This window comes from Glycomyces sp. MUSA5-2 (assembly GCF_037034145.1).
GTDB lineage: Bacteria > Actinomycetota > Actinomycetes > Mycobacteriales > Micromonosporaceae > Glycomyces > Glycomyces artemisiae.
In genome coordinates this window covers 913,805-929,383 of the sequence record NZ_JBAGKG010000002.1, presented here as the reverse complement: position 1 = coordinate 929,383, position 15,579 = coordinate 913,805, and the positions used below count along the sequence as shown (strand labels likewise).

The following is a 15,579-nucleotide window of genomic DNA, read 5'->3' as shown; positions in this document are numbered from 1 at the left end:
CCGCCCCTCGACGCGCGCTCCCGGTGCGGAGAGCGCCGCCGCGACTAGTGGTTCGCCGGCTTCTGGTGCTTCGACCAGTTGCAGACCTTGTCCACGTCCGAGGTCCCGAGCAGACCGAGGCTGGCGGCGTTGCTCCAGTCCCAGTTGAGAGCGCAGATGTTCGACGCCACGTTGACGCCCTTCGGGTTCTGGTCCCACCCGTTGCACAGGTCGGTCACGTCGCTCTTGGCGACGTTGAGCAGGCTGATGACGTCGCCGCTCCAGTTGCCGATGCAGAGGTTCGACAGGAAGTTGACGCCGCCGAAGTCCTGCGGGTCGTACTCGTAGCTCGACTCCGTGGTCGGGGCGGTGGTCTCCGCGGCCAGCGCCGGCGCGGCCATCCCCACGGCGAGCATTCCGGCTGCTGCCGCCGCAACGGCGGATTTGGCGATGAAACGAATCACTGTCACCTCTCAGTGCTCGGGTGTCTCTTGTGACCCTTTGATGCCAGGTCGGCCATGAATATAACTACGCCACCGCCCGAGCAAGGCGAAATCGCGAAAACCGCGAACCGATCGAGTGACACCTGAATTCGGGAGCGTCTCCACAAATCGGACCCCTGGGGACCCCCATTTACAATCCTGCCCCACGGGTACGACAGTTTCTCCGCCCGAACCTAACTCGCATTCAGGAACCGTCGAGCGGCCCGAGCGCGAGCGCGGTCGCGGCCCCGAGGAGGATCGCGGGGCCGTAGGGAAAGTCCTTGCGGCCCATGGCAATCGCCGCAATGGCTTGTCCCCCGCCGATGAACGCGGTGGCGGCGAGGGCGACCGCGGCGGTCTCCCAGTCGCTCCACGCGAGCACCATCCCGAGAAGCCCGGCGAGTTTCACATCGCCGTACCCGACCTGCCCTGCGGCGCAGGCGATGCCGAACAGGACCATCGCGGCGGCGGCGACCGCCGCGGCCCGCAGCAGCCGGTCCTCGTCGCCCGCGGCGACGAGGAGGGCGGCGACCGCGGGGAACAGCGGCAGGATGAGCACATCGGGCAACCGCCGCTCGTAAGCGTCGATCCACCCGGCGGCGATCCCGGAGGCGGCCACGAGGGACAGCGCGGCCAGGTGCAGCAGACCCTCACCGCGCCAGACGATCAGCAGCGCCGCCCCGACGGAGACCGCCGCGACGAGCCACGGCGCCGGCCGCCGATCGGTCGCCACCGACACCGCCCGCCGCAGCCCCGGCACCACGACCATCGCGACCACGACCGCCCCGGCGTACAGCATCTACAGATGCTCGCACTCCCCAAGCCCCCCAACCCCCTACGACGCGCCGCCGCGGCTCGGCGGCGGAATGTTGTCGTACCCCGCTGGCATCGTTGAAGCCGGGGGCGACGGCGATGCGACACGCCCGAGCCCCGGATTGGGACCAACCTCCCGACGGCCCAATGCACGAGGGGCGCGGCCTGGCGGCCGCGCCCCTCGTGTCGTGGTGTTGCTATTTCCTGGTGCGGCCGTTGCCGGAGCGGGCGCGCTTCGCGGCCGCTCCGGTGCCGTTGGCCTTGCCTTCTAGGCCGAGGAGCGGGCGGAGGTACTCGCCGGTGTGGCTGGCGGCGATGTCGGCGATCTCCTCCGGAGTGCCGGTGGCGACGAGGGTGCCGCCCTTGTCGCCGCCCTCGGGGCCGAGGTCGATGACCCAGTCGGAGCACTTGATGACTTCGAGGTTGTGCTCGATGGTGATGACCGTGTTGCCCTTGTCGACGAGGCCGTCGAGCACGCCGAGGAGCTTGCGCACGTCCTCGAAGTGCAGGCCGGTGGTCGGCTCGTCGAGGATGTACACGGTCTTGCCGGTCGAGCGCTTCTGGAGCTCGGAGGCGAGCTTCACGCGCTGGGCCTCGCCGCCCGACAGGGTCGGGGCGGGCTGGCCGAGGCGGACGTAGCCGAGGCCGACGTCCACCAGGGTCTTCAGGTGCCGGTGGATCGACTGGATCGGCTCGAAGAAGTCGGCGGCCTCCTCGATCGGCATGTCGAGGACGTCGGAGATGGTCTTGCCGCGGTAGTGGACCTTGAGCGTGTCCCGGTTGTACCGGGCCCCGCCGCACTCCTCGCACGGCACGTACACGTCGGGCAGGAAGTTCATCTCGATCTTCAGCGTGCCGTCGCCGCCGCACGCCTCGCAGCGCCCGCCCTTGACGTTGAAGGAGAACCGGCCCGGGCCCCAGCCGCGGACCTTCGCCTCCGGGGTGCCCGCGAAGAGCTTGCGGACCTTGTCGAACACGCCCGTGTAGGTCGCCGGGTTCGAGCGCGGCGTGCGCCCGATCGGGGACTGGTCGACGCCCACGACCTTGTCGACCCCGTCGAGGCCGGTGATGGTGCGGTGCTTGCCCGCGACCAGCTTGGCGCCGTTGATCTCCGAGGCGAGCGTGTTGTAGAGGATCTCGTTGACGAGCGTCGACTTGCCCGAGCCGGACACGCCGGTCACCGAGACCATGCAGCCCATCGGGAACGCGACGTCGATGCCCTTGAGGTTGTTCTCCCTGGCGCCCTTGACGACGAGCTCGCGGCCCGGTTCGAGCTTGCGGCGCTGCTCCGGGACCGGGATGTGGCGGCGGCCCGAGACGTAGTCGCCGGTGATGGAGCCCTCGGCGTCGGTGAGGCCCGCGACGGGCCCGGAGTAGATCACCGCGCCGCCGTGCTCGCCAGCGCCGGGGCCGATGTCGACGATGTGGTCGGCGATGCGGATGGTGTCCTCGTCGTGCTCGACGACGATGAGCGTGTTCCCCAGGTCGCGCAGGCGCTCCAGAGTCGCGATGAGCCGGTTGTTGTCGCGCTGGTGCAGGCCGATCGAGGGCTCGTCGAGCACGTACAGGACGCCCACGAGGCCCGCGCCGATCTGCGTGGCGAGGCGGATGCGCTGGGCCTCGCCGCCCGAGAGGCTCCCGGCGGCGCGGGCGAGGGTCAGGTAGTCGAGGCCGACGTCGAGCAGGAAGCGAAGGCGGGCCGTGACCTCCTTGACGATCGGCGCGGCGATCATCGTGTCGCGGTCGGAGAGCTTGAGCGCGTTGAAGAACGAGGAGCAGTCGTTGACCGAGAGGGTGCAGACCTCGTGGATCGACAGGCCCTCGACGGTGACCGCCAGGACCTCGGGCTTCAGGCGCGTGCCCTCGCAGGTCGAGCACGGGATCTCCCGCATGAACTGCTCGTACTTCTCGCGCGTCCACTCCGAGTCGGTCTCGTGGTGGCGCCGCTCGACCCACGGCACGACGCCCTCGAAGCGCGTCTCGTAGGAGCGGCGCTGCCCGCGCTTGTTGCGGTAGGCGACCTGGAGGGTCTCGTCGTAGCCGTACAGGACCGCCTTCTGGGCGCGGCTGGGCAGGTCGGCCCAGGGGGTGTCGACGTCGAAGCCGACGGCCTCGCCGAGGGACACGATCTGGTACAGGAAGTAGTCGCCCATGCCGACCGAGGACCACGGCGCGAGCGCGCCGTCCCGGATGGTGGCCTCCTGGTCGCGGATGACCAGTTCCGGGTCGACCTCCTTGCGCACGCCGAGGCCGTGGCAGACCGGGCACGCGCCGAACGGCGCGTTGAACGAGAACGTGCGCGGCTCCAGCTCATCGAGCTGGAGCGGGTGGTCGTTGGGGCACGCGAGCTTCTCGGAGAAGCGTCTCGTGCGCGCCGGGTCGTCCTCCGCGACGTCGACGAAGTCGAGCTCGACGACGCCGTCGGCGAGGCCGAGCGCGGACTCCACGGAGTCGGTGACGCGCTGCACGGAGGAGGGCTTGACGACGAGGCGGTCGATGACCACGTCGATGTCGTGCTTCTCCTGCTTCTTGAGCTTGGGCACGTCGGTGAGCGCGTACACCTCGCCGTCGACGCGGGCGCGGGCGTAGCCCTGTTGCTGGAGGTCGGCGAACAGGTCGACGAACTCGCCCTTGCGCTTGCGGACCACGGGGGCGAGCACCTGGAAGCGGGTGCCCTCGTCCATCGCCATGATCTGGTCGGTGATCTGCTGCGGCGACTGGCGGCCGATCTCCTCGCCGCACTGCGGGCAGTGGGGGACGCCGACGCGCGCGTACAGGAGGCGCAGGTAGTCGTAGATCTCGGTGATGGTGCCGACGGTGGAGCGCGGGTTGCGCGAGGTGGACTTCTGGTCGATCGAGACGGCCGGGGAGAGGCCCTCGATGAAGTCGACGTCGGGCTTGTCCATCTGGCCGAGGAACTGGCGGGCGTAGGCCGAGAGCGATTCGACGTAGCGGCGCTGGCCCTCCGCGAAGATCGTGTCGAACGCGAGGGACGACTTCCCGGAGCCGGAGAGGCCGGTGAAGACGATCAGGGAGTCGCGGGGCAGGTCGAGGTCGACGTCCTTGAGGTTGTGCTCGCGCGCGCCGCGGACGACGATCGTCCCCGCGGAGTGCTGGTTCTTCGGTTCGGTCGATGAGTGCTCGTTGGCCACGGTGGGAATCTAACGTTCGGGTCCGACAGTTCTGGGAGGCCCGCTGTTCGAAAAGGCGCCGGAGTCGCGCCCGCGGCGGGCCGCTCGTCGAGGTTACCTCGCTCGGAGCTGCGGATTCCGCCCCGACTGTGAGCTTTCACTCATCCTTCATCGCACGGAAAAACGGGCCGGGGCGCCAGCCCCGGCCCGTTCCAGATCACCCGTTCAGTCGTACTGGTACAGGTCGTAGTCGTCCATGATCCCGATGAGCTTCTCCGCGTACTTCGGGTCGGTGGCGTACCCGGCCTTGTGGATCTCGGTGGCGAAGCGCTTGGCGTCGTCGGCGTGGTCCATCGCGGTGGCGTACCGGGACCAGTTCGAGAGCAGGTCGCCGTGGTCCTGGAACGAGTCCTCGACCGAGGCGTAGGCCCGGAACGTGGCGTCCATGTCGAAGCAGCCGCCGGTGGGGCTGCACTCGAACGTGGCGTAGTCGCGGCAGCCGAGCGCGTGGTCGCCGGGCGAGCCGAAGCACTTCATGCCGAACAGGTTGTGGTCCTCGCGGGCCAGCGCGCCCTTGCCCCAGCCGGTCTCCAGGATGGCCTGGGCGAGGGTGACGGAGGCGGGGACGCCGGTGTCGCGGTCGCTGGCCTGGGCGGCGGCGGCGTGGGCGTCGATGAAGCCCTGGTTGCCGCCGCGCGGGATCGTCGGCGGGTCCTGGCCGCACCAGGGGAGCCAGGGGAGGCCGGCGCTCCATTTGATGTAGGCGGCGGAGACGTAGCGCTTGTCGCCGACCTTGTACCAGACGCCGGACTTCCCGGCGGTGCCGTCGACCTGCTGGCCCCAGACCTGGCATTGGACGAGGACGCCGGCGCCGTTGGCGAGGCCTCCTTGGCGTCCGGCGGTGGAGGAGGCGGCGGCGCGGACGTTGAGCTCGCCGCCGCCGGTGGTGACGCTGGAGCCGGTGGGGGCCTTGGTCTTGGCGGCGCACCAGGGGACGTCTTGCGAGGGCGACCAGGCGACGTAGCCGTTGGAGATCCAGCGGTCGGTGCCGATGCGCAGCCAGGTGGAGGAGGTGCGCACGTGCCCGGCGATCTGCTCGCCGCGGGCCTTGCAGTAGACCTCGGGGTTGGCGCCCTTGGCGAGGGTGCCGACGGCCTTCTGGTCGGTGGCGGGTCCGGAGCGCACGTTGATCGTGCCGGAGGTGGTCGAGACGACCGCGCCGGTGATCTTGGCGTAGCCGGGGAGCGCGCCGACGAGGATCGCTCCGGCGGCGAGCGCGAGAACCATAACGAATCGGATGGATATATGGAATACGCCCATAGCACGGCAGTGTATGAAAGTGCGGACGATCTGTCATGGAAAGCAACAATGTGAGCAGTACTCTCGGGCGTGGTGGGGGCGGGGTGTCCGCGATCACCTGGGTTGACGCGAGGTGGACGGGCTCACTGAGCGACAATTGTCGTCGTGTCTACACGCTCTGATCTGCGAAACATCGCCATCGTCGCCCACGTCGACCACGGCAAGACCACCCTCGTCGACGCCATGCTCAAGCAGGCCGGCGCCTTCCGCGAGGGCGCCGCCGTCGACGACCGCGTCATGGACTCCGGTGACCTGGAACGCGAGAAGGGCATCACGATCCTCGCGAAGAACACCGCGGTCCACTACGCCAATCCCGCCGACGGCTCCGAGATGATCATCAACATCATCGACACGCCCGGCCACGCCGACTTCGGCGGCGAGGTCGAGCGCGGCCTGTCCATGGTGGACGCGGTGGTGCTGCTGGTCGACGCCTCCGAGGGCCCGCTGCCCCAGACCCGCTTCGTGCTGCGCAAGGCCCTGACCGCCCGCCTGCCGGTCATCCTGTGCATCAACAAGACCGACCGTCCCGACGCGCGCATCGACGAGGTCGTCAACGAGACGTACGACCTGTTCCTGGACCTGGACGCCGACGAGGACCAGATCGAGTTCCCGATCGTCTACGCGTGCGCGCGCGACGGTGTGGCCTCGCTGAACAAGCCGAAGGACGGGACGGTCCCGGAGGACTCCGACAGCCTGAAGCCGTTCTTCGACACGATCATCGAGCACGTGCCGGCCCCGGAGTACACCGAGGGCGCGCCGCTCCAGGCGCACGTGACGAACCTCGACGCGGACAACTTCCTCGGCCGCATCGCGCTGTGCCGCGTGGAGGAGGGCGAGCTGCGCAAGGGCCAGACCGTCACGTGGATCAAGCGCGACGGCACCATGTCGAACGTGCGCATCACCGAGCTGATGATGACCGAGGCGCTCACCCGCAAGCCCGCCGAGAAGGCCGGGCCGGGCGACATCTGCGCGATCGCGGGCATCCCCGACATCATGATCGGCGAGACCCTGGCCGACCCGGAGAACCCGGTGGCGCTGCCGCTCATCACCGTGGACGAGCCGGCGATCTCGATGACGATCGGCACGAACACCTCGCCGCTGGTCGGCAAGGGCGGCAAGGGCCACAAGGTGACCGCGCGCCTGGTGAAGGACCGCCTCGACCGCGAGCTGGTCGGCAACGTGTCGCTCCGCGTGCTCCCGACCGAGCGCCCGGACGCGTGGGAGGTGCAGGGCCGCGGCGAGCTGGCCCTGGCGATCCTGGTCGAGCAGATGCGTCGCGAGGGCTTCGAGCTGACCGTCGGCAAGCCCGAGGTGGTCACGAAGGAGATCGACGGGAAGACCCACGAGCCCGTCGAGCGCCTGACGATCGACTCCCCCGAGGAGCACCTGGGCGCGATCACGCAGCTCATGGCGACCCGCAAGGGCCGCATGGAGACCATGACGAACCACGGTTCGGGCTGGATCCGCATGGAGTGGCTGGTGCCCTCGCGCGGCCTCATCGGCTTCCGCACGGAGTTCCTGACGCAGACCCGCGGCACGGGCATCGCGCACTCGATCTACGAGAAGCACGAGCCGTGGTTCGGGAAGCTCCAGACCCGCAACAACGGCTCCCTGGTGGCCGACCGGGCCGGGGCGGTCACCGCGTTCGCGATGATCAACCTCCAGGAGCGCGGCACGCTGTTCGTGGGCCCGACCACCGAGGTGTACGAGGGCATGATCGTCGGCGAGAACTCGCGCTCCGACGACATGGACGTGAACATCACCAAGGAGAAGAAGCTCACCAACATGCGCGCGGCCGCCGCGGACTCGACCGAGAACGTGGTCCCGCCGCGGGCGCTGTCGCTGGAGCAGTCCCTGGAGTTCTGCCGCGAGGACGAGTGCGTGGAGATCACGCCCGAGACCGTCCGCATCCGCAAGGTCGTCCTGGACCAGAAGGAGCGCGGGCGCACCGCCTCGAAGAACAAGCACAAGTAGGCGAGCGCCGCAACGCGAAACGGGGCCCGACCTTTCCGGTCGGGCCCCGTCGTCGTATGCGTTTCAGTCGTCGTCCTTCTTGTCGCGCTGCGCGAGGAAGTGCTCGAACGCCGCGCCGATCTCGTCGGCGGTGGGGATGCGGCCCTCCTGGAGCATCTCGTCGGCGTCGGCGGCCTCGGTGAACGAGTCGTACTGCTCCTCAAGGGTCTTCACGACGTCGGCGACCTCGTCGGACTCGGCGACCTGCTCGGCGATGTCCGTGTCCACTTGGGCGCGTTCGGTCTCCAGCTCCGCGTCGGCGGGCAGGTCGAGGCCGGTGGCCTCGCGGATGCCCTCCAGCAGCCGCATCGTCGCGGCCGGGTAGGTCATCTGCATGACGTAGTGGGGCACGTGCACCGACAGGCCGATCGCGTCGCGGCCGGACTCCCCGAGGCGGTACTCCAGCAGGCCCGCGGCGTTCCCGGGGACCGTGACCTCGTTGAACACGGGGCGGTTGTCGAAGACCAGTTCGGGGCGGGTCGCGTGGACGGTCATGCCGAGCGCGCGGGTGTGCGGGACCCCCATGGGGATGCCCTGGAACCCCAGGGTGAGGGGCACGTGCCAGTGCTCGACGAGGTCCTCCACGGAGTCCACGAACCGCTCCCAGGCGAAGTCCGGCTCGGGGCCGGTCATGAGCAGGAACGGGCGGTCCGAGGCGTCGCGCATGAGGTAGACGACCAGCTGCGGCGCCTCGAAGTCCGACCAGCGGTCGATCGAGAACGTCAGGTTCGGCCGCCGGGAGCGGTAGTCGATGAGCTGGTCGACGTCGAATGAGGCGATCGGCGTGTGCTCGCAGGTCTTGAACAGGTGGTCCACGACCCCGCGTCCCGCCTGGCCCGCGTCCATGAACCCGTCCAGGAAGTGCAGCAGCACCGCGCCCCGGGCCTCCGGCGGCTCGGCGAGGACTTCACACAGTGCCCAAGGGTCATCGTTCAAAACAATCGGCTCCTTCTTCCTTGACGCCTTCGATGCTAACGCCGGACGCCGACCCCCGATTCCCCCTCGGGGAGGTTTCCGGCGAGCATCACCCCGCACCCGTCGCCCCGCCCGCATCCCGGACCGGAGCGGCTGCGCCGCACTGAATTCTTCCGTCAGCCCCAGACGTCGAACACCGGAGGCGGGGTCGTCGCGGGACGAACCCCGAAGTAGCCCAAGGCGAACTCGTTGATCTCCTTGAACGCCTCGCCGGTGGTCGAACCGCCGCCGCCCCCGCCGGGGACGTAGACGCTCACGGCCACCACGTACTGCGGGTCCTCGGCCGGCGCGAACCCCACGAACGAGGCCACGTTGCCCGGCGCGTACTCGCCGTCGACCACGAGCCCGCCCGTGCCGGTCTTCCCGGCCAGGTGGTAATTCTCCAGCTCCGCGTTGCGGCCCGTGCCCGTCTCGGCCGCGATGGGCGCCTGGAGGAGGTACTGGAGCTGCTGCGCGGTCTCGGTCGAGATGACCCGCCGCGTCTCCGGCTCCTCCTGCTCCACCACGGTGCCGTCGGCCTCGATCTTGTGGTCGATGACCGTCGGCTGCACGTACACGCCGTCGTTCGCGATGGCCGCGTACAGGGCCGCCATCTGGATGATCGTCGCCGTGCCCTCGTGGCCGATCGGGACCGAGCCGTACGACGTGCCCGACCAGTTCTCCGGCTCCTGGAGGATGCCCGTGGCCTCGCCCGCGACGCCCACGCCGGTGGTCTCGCCGAGGCCGAACGCCCGCTGGTACTCGTACAGCTTCTCCTTGCCGATGCAGTCGGCGAGCTCGATCGTGCCCACGTTCGAGGACTGCGCGATGATCCCGGCCAGGCTCAGCACGGCGTCGCCGTGCTGGTACGTGTCGTGGTACTCCTGGTCGCCCTTGGTGATCGTCTGGTCCACCTGCATCGTCCCGTCGGGCGTGATGCAGCCCTCTTCGAGCGCCGCGGCGAACACGATCGCCTTGTGGATCGAACCGGGGTCCACAGTGGCCTGCGTGCCGTAGTCGCGGTACGCCTCGTCGCTGTCGACCTCGAACGGGTTGGCCGCGTCGTACGTCGGCGTCGAGGCCATCGCCAGCATCTCGCCGGAGTGGACGTCCATGACCATCGCCGAGCCGAACGTCGCGTCGTGGTCGGTCACCGTCTGCTCCAGGATCTTCTGCACCTGGAACTGGAGGTCGGCGTCGATCGTCAGCTGGAGGTCGTTGCCCGGCTCCGGCGGCTCCTCCCGGTAGAACGCGCCCGGGATCGGCTGCCCGGACTGGCTGCGCTCGTACGAGACCTCGCCGTCGGTGCCCCGCAGCCACTCGTCGTACTCGGCCTCCATGCCGGTGAGGCCCTCGCCCTGGTCGCCGCCGGTGAAGCCGAGGAGGTTCGCGGCCAGGTCGTGGCCGGGGACCACGCGCCGCTCGTCGTCGCCGACGATCAGCCCGGGGTTCTTCAGGTCCTCGATCTGGTTGCCGACCGCGATGTCGACGCCGCGCTGGAGGTACGCGAACCGGATCGCGTCGCCCTGCGCGGACTCCTTCGTCGCGATGATCGGCTCGATCTCCGACGCCTTGCGGCCCAGGAGCGGCGCGAGCAGCGCGGCCAGCTCCGCCGGGTCGCCCTCGACCATGCCCGGGTCGACCGCGATGTAGTTCGACTCGATCGAGTAGGCGAGGCGGTTCCCGTTGCGGTCCAGGATCGCCCCGCGCTCGGCCGGGAGCGGCTCGGTCGTCAGCCGCTGGTTCAGCGCCTCCGCCGCGTACGCCGCGGAGTCGGTGACCTGGAGCTGGATCAGGCGCGTGCCCGAGAGCACGAGCAGGATCATGACGAACGCCGCGGCCATGCGCAGGCGCCGCCGCGGGCTCCCCAGCTTCGGGAGCCTCGGCAGCGGCTTGACGGCGACCGGCCCGGTCTCGCGCGACAGCGGACGGCGCTGGGGGCCGACGTTCCCGGTGCGGCGGGTCGCGGTCGAGCGCACGGTCCCGGTGCGGCGCACCGGTTCCGAGCGCGCGGTCCGGCGGGTGCTCTGGGGGGCGGGGCGGGACTCGGTGCGGGCCTCGGGGATCTCGCCGGTCTCGCGCTGGCGGCGCTCGCGGGAGCGGGCCGCGGCCTCGCGGCGGCGCTTCGCCGCGAGGTCCTCGGTCCCGCTCTCCTGCTGCGCGGCCCGGTTGCGCTCGCGGCGCGCGGCCTCGCGGTCGCGCGCCCCGTTCTCCCTGGCCCGGTTGTCCTCTCCCGCCTCCGCCGCCTCGCGGACGGTGCGTCCGCGAGGCGTGTACCGGCGCGCCCGGCTGATCGAGGAGGGGTCGCGCCGGCGCGGGGGATCGGCTTCGGTCATCGAACTCCTAGTCCTCGTTCCAGGGCAGCTCGACGGTCTCGCCGCCCGGCAGGTACAGGTACGTCACCTTGTCGGGGCGGACCATCCCGAACAGCGAGGCCTGGGCCTCCAGGTTGTTCGGCGAGTTCAGGTTCGTCAGCTCGTCCGACAGCGCCTGCTCGGTCTGATTCAGCTCGCCCGACCGGTTCCGCAGGTCCTGGAGGTGGTAGGCGTCCTCGTTGATGACCGAGTTGAGCAGCAGCAGGCCCACGATGCCCGCCACGACGAGGCCGACGATGCCGCCGACGAACGCCGGGCGCGGCACCTCGACCGGCTCGGGGGCCGGCTTCGCGGAGGTGCGCTCGCTCGTCTTCGTCCGCGGGATGACGACGGTCTCGCGCTGCGGCGCGGCCGGGGCCGCGGGGGCCTCCGCCGGCGCCTCGGCGGGCGCGGGCTGGACCGCGAGGTTCCCGTCGAAGGCAGGGGCGTCGGAGGCGTCGCCGACGAGGCCGCGGCGCCGCGAGGACGCGGCGCGGGCCCGGCGGCGGGCGGCCTTGATGATCTCCTCGGGGTCGGCCTGAGCGCGACGGTACTGGTCGCTCATGTTGCGCCTCCTGCTCCTGTGGACGGTACGATGCGTTCGGCCGCGCGGAGCCGGGCGGGCGCCGATCGCGGGTTCCGGTCGAGTTCGGTCTGGGTCGGTTGCTGGGCCTTCTTCGTAAGGAGTCGAAAGGTGGGCTCGGTGCCGGGGAGGTCGACGGGCAGTCCGGCGGGGCTGTTAGACCTGGCGCGCTTCGCCAGCTCCTGCTTGGTGATGCGGTCTTCGAGCGAGTGGTACGAGAGGACGACGATCCGCCCGCCCGGGCTCATCACGTCGAGGGCGGCGGGCAGCGCCCGCTCCCACGTGTCGAGCTCGCCGTTGACCTCGATCCGGAGCGCCTGGAAGGTGCGCTTCGCGGGGTTGCCCCCGGTCCGCTTGCCCGCCTGCGGGATGGCGTCCTTGACGAGCTCGGCGAGCGCGCTGCTGGAGGTGATCCGGGCCCGGTCGCGGGCCTTGACGATCGCGGAGACGACGCGGGTCGCGAACTTCTCCTCGCCGTAGGTGCGCAGAATCCTGACGAGCTCGCCGGGCTCGTAGGTGTTGACCACGATCTCGGCGGTGAGCTCGTCGTCGGGGTTCATGCGCATGTCGAGCGGCGCGTCCTGGCTGTAGGCGAAGCCGCGGTCGCGCTGGTCGAGCTGCATCGAGGAGACGCCGAGGTCGAACAGGACCGCGTCGAGCGCCTTGAAGCCGTTGTCGCGCAGCACGTCCGGGATCGCGTCGTAGACGGCGCGGGCCGGGACGAACCGGTCGCCGAACCCGGCGAGGCGCTTGGACGCGAGGTCGAGGGCGTTCGGATCGCGGTCGACGCCGATGACGGTGAGTCCGGGGTGCGCGGTGAGCATCGCCTCGGCGTGGCCGCCGGCGCCGAGGGTGGCGTCGACGTACACGGCCCCCGGCCGGGACGCGGCGGGCGCGAGGTAGCCGAGCACCTCGTCCAGCATGACGGGCACGTGCGGGGCGTCGTTCATTCCGCTCACCTCCTTCTCACATTCCTTCGGGCAGGTCGCCCTCTTCGATGTCGGCGAAGGCCTCCTCGGAGGCCTCCAGGTACTCGTCCCAGGTCGGGGCGTTCCAGATCTCGACGCGGTTCGAGGCGCCGATGACGACCAGGTCGCGGTCGAGTCCGGCGTAGTCGCGGAGCCGCTGCGGGATGGTGACGCGGCCCTGCTTGTCGGGGATCTCGTCGTGGGCCGAGGCGAAGAACACGCGGCTGTAGGCGCGCGCGGTCTTGCTCGACATGGGGGCCTGCTGGAGGTTCTCGGCGATGCGGGTGAACTCCGCTTCGGGGAACACGTAGAGGCACCGCTCCTGGCCCTTGGTGATCACGACTCCTTCCGCCAGTCCTTCCCGGAATTTGGCGGGAAGGATGACGCGGCCCTTGTCGTCCAGGCGCGGGGTATGGGTGCCGAGGAACATCGGCGCCACCCCCCGTGACTCTCAGACTGCGCGGCCTCCCCGACCGCTCCGGCGGGTCACCTGCCCCGCCATTGCGCCCCACCTTACTCCACTCTCCCCCACCTTTGGGGGTTGTTTCCGCGTGGCATCCGTGTTGGGCGCGGCGTCGGGGCTGGTCAGAGGTGGTGGAGGGGAGTGGAGTGACGCTTGCGCAACAGGGGGGCCAAGAGGTGAGTTTCATTCATTGTTCACCCGTCCGAGTGGCCTGGGCCGCAAGGGTTCCGACGGAGTGCGATGCGATGCGCACGTTCCGTCGCCGATCCCGCGCACGGATCGTCCCCGATCGGTCACAGTGGAGGGCGGCGGCGGGCGGGCTCCGCTGGGGCGGGGCGCCTCACGCTTCACCGCCGCTCGTCACGCCTGCGCCGAGCCGTGTGACAAACTCTTCTCAGCAGTCGCCGTGTCCGTTCAAGCCGAAAGCGAGCCCGCATGAGCGCGAATCTGACCCCACGCGCGAAATTCGCCACCACGCTCCTCAGGACCGCGGCGGCGCTCTCGCGCGCCACGGGCCGGGGCGACGGCTCGGTGATCGGCGGCCGGGTCGGGTTGATCGTCGAACCCCGGCTGCTCGAACTCCTCGCCGAGGGGCGGCACGTCGTGCTCATCTCCGGCACCAACGGCAAGACCACGACCACCCGGTTCACGACGGCCGCGCTGGAGGCGATCGGGAAGGTCGCCACGAACTCGTTCGGCGCGAACATGCCGACCGGGCACACGACGGCGCTCGCGAAAGCCCCGAAGGCCGAGTACGCGGCGCTCGAATGCGACGAGCACTACCTGGGGCAGCTGCTCGACGCGGCGAACCCGAAGGTCGTGGCCCTGCTCAACCTCTCCCGGGACCAGCTGGACCGGGCCATGGAGGTGACCGCGCTCGCCGCGAAGTGGCGCCAGACGCTCCAGGCGTCCGGGGCGCAGTCGACGATCGTGGCGAACGCCGACGACCCGCTCATCGTGTGGGCCGCGTCGGTGTGCCCGCGGGTGGTGTGGGTCGCGGCGGGCCAGAGCTGGACCGCGGACTCGGCGATCTGCCCGAACTGCGGCGCGCACCTGGACCGGTTCGGCGAGTTCTGGCGCTGCACGAACTGCGGCCTGAACCGGCCGAGCCCGCAGTGGTCGGTCGCCCACCAGGGCGAGGCCGTGGTGGGCCCTGACGGGCGCCGCTACGACCTGAACCTCCAGCTCCCGGGCCGGGTGAACCGCGCGAACGCGGCGACCGCGCTCGCGGTGGCGAGCCTGTTCGGGGTGGACCCGGCGCAGGCGGCGCCGCGGCTGTCGGAGGTCGCGTCGGTCGCGGGCCGGTACGCGAAGGTCGAGCGGGACGGGCGGCACCTGCGGCTGCTGCTGGCGAAGAACCCGGCGGGCTGGCTGGAGTCGTTCGACATGATCGACCCGGTGCCGCCGGTGGTGCTGTCGCTGAACGCGCGCGAGGTCGACGGCTTCGACACGTCGTGGATCTACGACGTGGACTTCACGTCGCTGGCGGGCCGGAAGGTCGTGGTCACGGGCGACCGGCGCACCGACCTGGCCGTGCGTTTGGAGGTCGACGGGGTCGACTTCCTGGTCGTGGACGACATCAGGGCCGCCATCGCGGCGGTGCCGCCGGGCCCGGTGGAGGTCGTCGCGAACTACACGGCGTTCCAGGACATCCGCGCCGAATTCAACCGGGTCAACTAGCGAGAAGAGAGCGACCGACCGTGGCAATCAGCACCCTGCGCATCGTCTGGCTCTACCCCGACCTCCTGTCGACCTACGGGGACCGGGGGAACCTCCTCGTGCTCGCGCACCGGGCCCGCGCCCGCGGGATCGACGTGGAGCCCATGCAGATCCGCAGCGACCAGCACATCCCGCACACCGCGGACATGTACCTCATCGGCGGCGGCGAGGACGGCCCGCAGGCCGTGGCGGCCGACCGGCTCCTCCAGGACGGCGCGCTCTCCCGCGCCGCCGAGGCCGGGAAGCCGATCCTCGCGATCTGCGCGGGCTACCAGCTCCTCGGCTCCTCGTTCTACGCGAACGGCCGGGCCTACGAGGGCCTGAACATCCTCGACCTGCGCTCGGACCGGGGCCCGTCGCGGGCCGTCGGCGAGATCGCGGGCGACGCCCACCCGCAGCTGGGCATCGGCCCGATCACCGGGTTCGAGAACCACGGCGGGCGCACCCACCTCGGCGAGGCCGTGCAGCCGCTCGCGCGGGTCACCGCGGGCGTGGGCAACGACGGCGCGACCGAGGGCGCCTGGGCGGGGCACGTCATCGGCACGTACATGCACGGCCCGGGCCTGGCCCGGAACCCGAAGCTCGCGGACCTGCTGCTGGCGTGGGCGATCGGCACCGATCCGGCGCAGCTCCCGCCGCTCGACGACACGTGGCCCGAGCGGCTGCGATTCGAGCGCTTCCAGGCGCTCCAGGCCGCGGCGCAGTAGGGGCCCAGGGGCACTGACCGGGACCTGTCGCGTGGTCCACTCGCATTAGGCTGG

Annotated in this window: 12 protein-coding genes; 3 read left to right on the top strand and 9 right to left on the bottom strand. The window is 70.5% G+C overall.

Translation table 11 applies throughout. The annotated features are described in order from the left end of the window. Nucleotides 1-44: 44 nt before the first annotated feature. The 4 genes from WA640_RS09850 to gsmA all read right to left on the bottom strand — a co-directional run bounded on the left by WA640_RS09850 (nucleotide 45) and on the right by gsmA (nucleotide 5,692). Nucleotides 45-449, bottom strand: a complete 405-nt coding sequence (locus tag WA640_RS09850) for a hypothetical protein (protein ID WP_146148110.1) — start codon at nucleotides 447-449, stop codon at nucleotides 45-47. 217 nt (nucleotides 450-666) lie between these two features. Further along, nucleotides 667-1,260, bottom strand: a complete 594-nt coding sequence (locus WA640_RS09845; protein WP_335987456.1) for an A24 family peptidase — start codon at nucleotides 1,258-1,260, stop codon at nucleotides 667-669. A 211-nt stretch (nucleotides 1,261-1,471) separates the two neighbouring features. Continuing rightward, on the bottom strand, nucleotides 1,472-4,426 hold the full coding sequence (uvrA, locus tag WA640_RS09840; protein ID WP_219926772.1) for an excinuclease ABC subunit UvrA: 2,955 nt from the start codon (nucleotides 4,424-4,426) through the stop codon (nucleotides 1,472-1,474). Between the two features lie 204 nt (nucleotides 4,427-4,630). Further along, nucleotides 4,631-5,692 carry a sporangiospore maturation cell wall hydrolase GsmA gene (gene gsmA / locus WA640_RS09835; RefSeq protein WP_335987455.1) on the bottom strand — a complete coding sequence of 354 codons (1,062 nt, stop codon included), beginning with the start codon at nucleotides 5,690-5,692 and terminating at the stop codon, nucleotides 4,631-4,633. 177 nt (nucleotides 5,693-5,869) lie between these two features. Here gsmA and typA point away from each other — a divergent pair, with 177 nt between their 5' ends. Continuing rightward, complete coding sequence (gene typA, locus WA640_RS09830; RefSeq protein WP_106364614.1) at nucleotides 5,870-7,738, top strand: translational GTPase TypA; 1,869 nt, start codon at nucleotides 5,870-5,872, stop codon at nucleotides 7,736-7,738. A gap of 63 nt (nucleotides 7,739-7,801) precedes the next feature. Here typA and WA640_RS09825 read toward each other — a convergent pair whose 3' ends face one another. The 5 genes from WA640_RS09825 to mraZ form a co-directional block, all read right to left on the bottom strand. Next, entirely contained in the window at nucleotides 7,802-8,713 is a 912-nt protein-coding gene (locus WA640_RS09825) for a proteasome assembly chaperone family protein (protein WP_335987454.1), read from the bottom strand. A 155-nt stretch (nucleotides 8,714-8,868) separates the two neighbouring features. Continuing rightward, entirely contained in the window at nucleotides 8,869-11,067 is a 2,199-nt protein-coding gene (locus tag WA640_RS09820; RefSeq protein ID WP_335987453.1) for a peptidoglycan D,D-transpeptidase FtsI family protein, read from the bottom strand. 7 nt (nucleotides 11,068-11,074) lie between these two features. Continuing rightward, nucleotides 11,075-11,650: a hypothetical protein gene (locus WA640_RS09815; protein ID WP_335987452.1), complete on the bottom strand. Its 576-nt coding sequence runs from the start codon at nucleotides 11,648-11,650 to the stop codon at nucleotides 11,075-11,077. Beyond that, entirely contained in the window at nucleotides 11,647-12,618 is a 972-nt protein-coding gene (rsmH, locus tag WA640_RS09810; protein ID WP_335987451.1) for a 16S rRNA (cytosine(1402)-N(4))-methyltransferase RsmH, read from the bottom strand. The genes WA640_RS09815 and rsmH overlap by 4 nt, the downstream gene beginning before the upstream one ends. Before the next feature lie 16 nt (nucleotides 12,619-12,634). Further along, entirely contained in the window at nucleotides 12,635-13,066 is a 432-nt protein-coding gene (mraZ, locus tag WA640_RS09805) for a division/cell wall cluster transcriptional repressor MraZ (protein WP_106364785.1), read from the bottom strand. 468 nt (nucleotides 13,067-13,534) lie between these two features. Between mraZ and WA640_RS09800 the strand changes: the two genes are divergently transcribed. Both WA640_RS09800 and WA640_RS09795 read left to right on the top strand, forming a co-directional pair. Continuing rightward, complete coding sequence (locus WA640_RS09800) at nucleotides 13,535-14,779, top strand: Mur ligase family protein (protein ID WP_219926770.1); 1,245 nt, start codon at nucleotides 13,535-13,537, stop codon at nucleotides 14,777-14,779. A 20-nt stretch (nucleotides 14,780-14,799) separates the two neighbouring features. Beyond that, a complete protein-coding gene (locus tag WA640_RS09795; protein WP_335987450.1) occupies nucleotides 14,800-15,525 on the top strand; it encodes a type 1 glutamine amidotransferase in 726 nt (241 codons plus the stop codon). Nucleotides 15,526-15,579: the final 54 nt, after the last annotated feature.

Coding starts and splice junctions, on each gene's coding strand:
- WA640_RS09845 (WP_335987456.1), bottom strand. CDS start 1,260: ATGCTGTACGCCGGGGCGGTCGTGGTCGCGATGGTCGTGGTGCCGGGG.
- gsmA (WP_335987455.1), bottom strand. CDS start 5,692: ATGGTTCTCGCGCTCGCCGCCGGAGCGATCCTCGTCGGCGCGCTCCCC.
- WA640_RS09820 (WP_335987453.1), bottom strand. CDS start 11,067: ATGACCGAAGCCGATCCCCCGCGCCGGCGCGACCCCTCCTCGATCAGC.
- WA640_RS09815 (WP_335987452.1), bottom strand. CDS start 11,650: ATGAGCGACCAGTACCGTCGCGCTCAGGCCGACCCCGAGGAGATCATC.
- rsmH (WP_335987451.1), bottom strand. CDS start 12,618: ATGAACGACGCCCCGCACGTGCCCGTCATGCTGGACGAGGTGCTCGGC.
- mraZ (WP_106364785.1), bottom strand. CDS start 13,066: ATGTTCCTCGGCACCCATACCCCGCGCCTGGACGACAAGGGCCGCGTC.
- WA640_RS09800 (WP_219926770.1), top strand. CDS start 13,535: ATGAGCGCGAATCTGACCCCACGCGCGAAATTCGCCACCACGCTCCTC.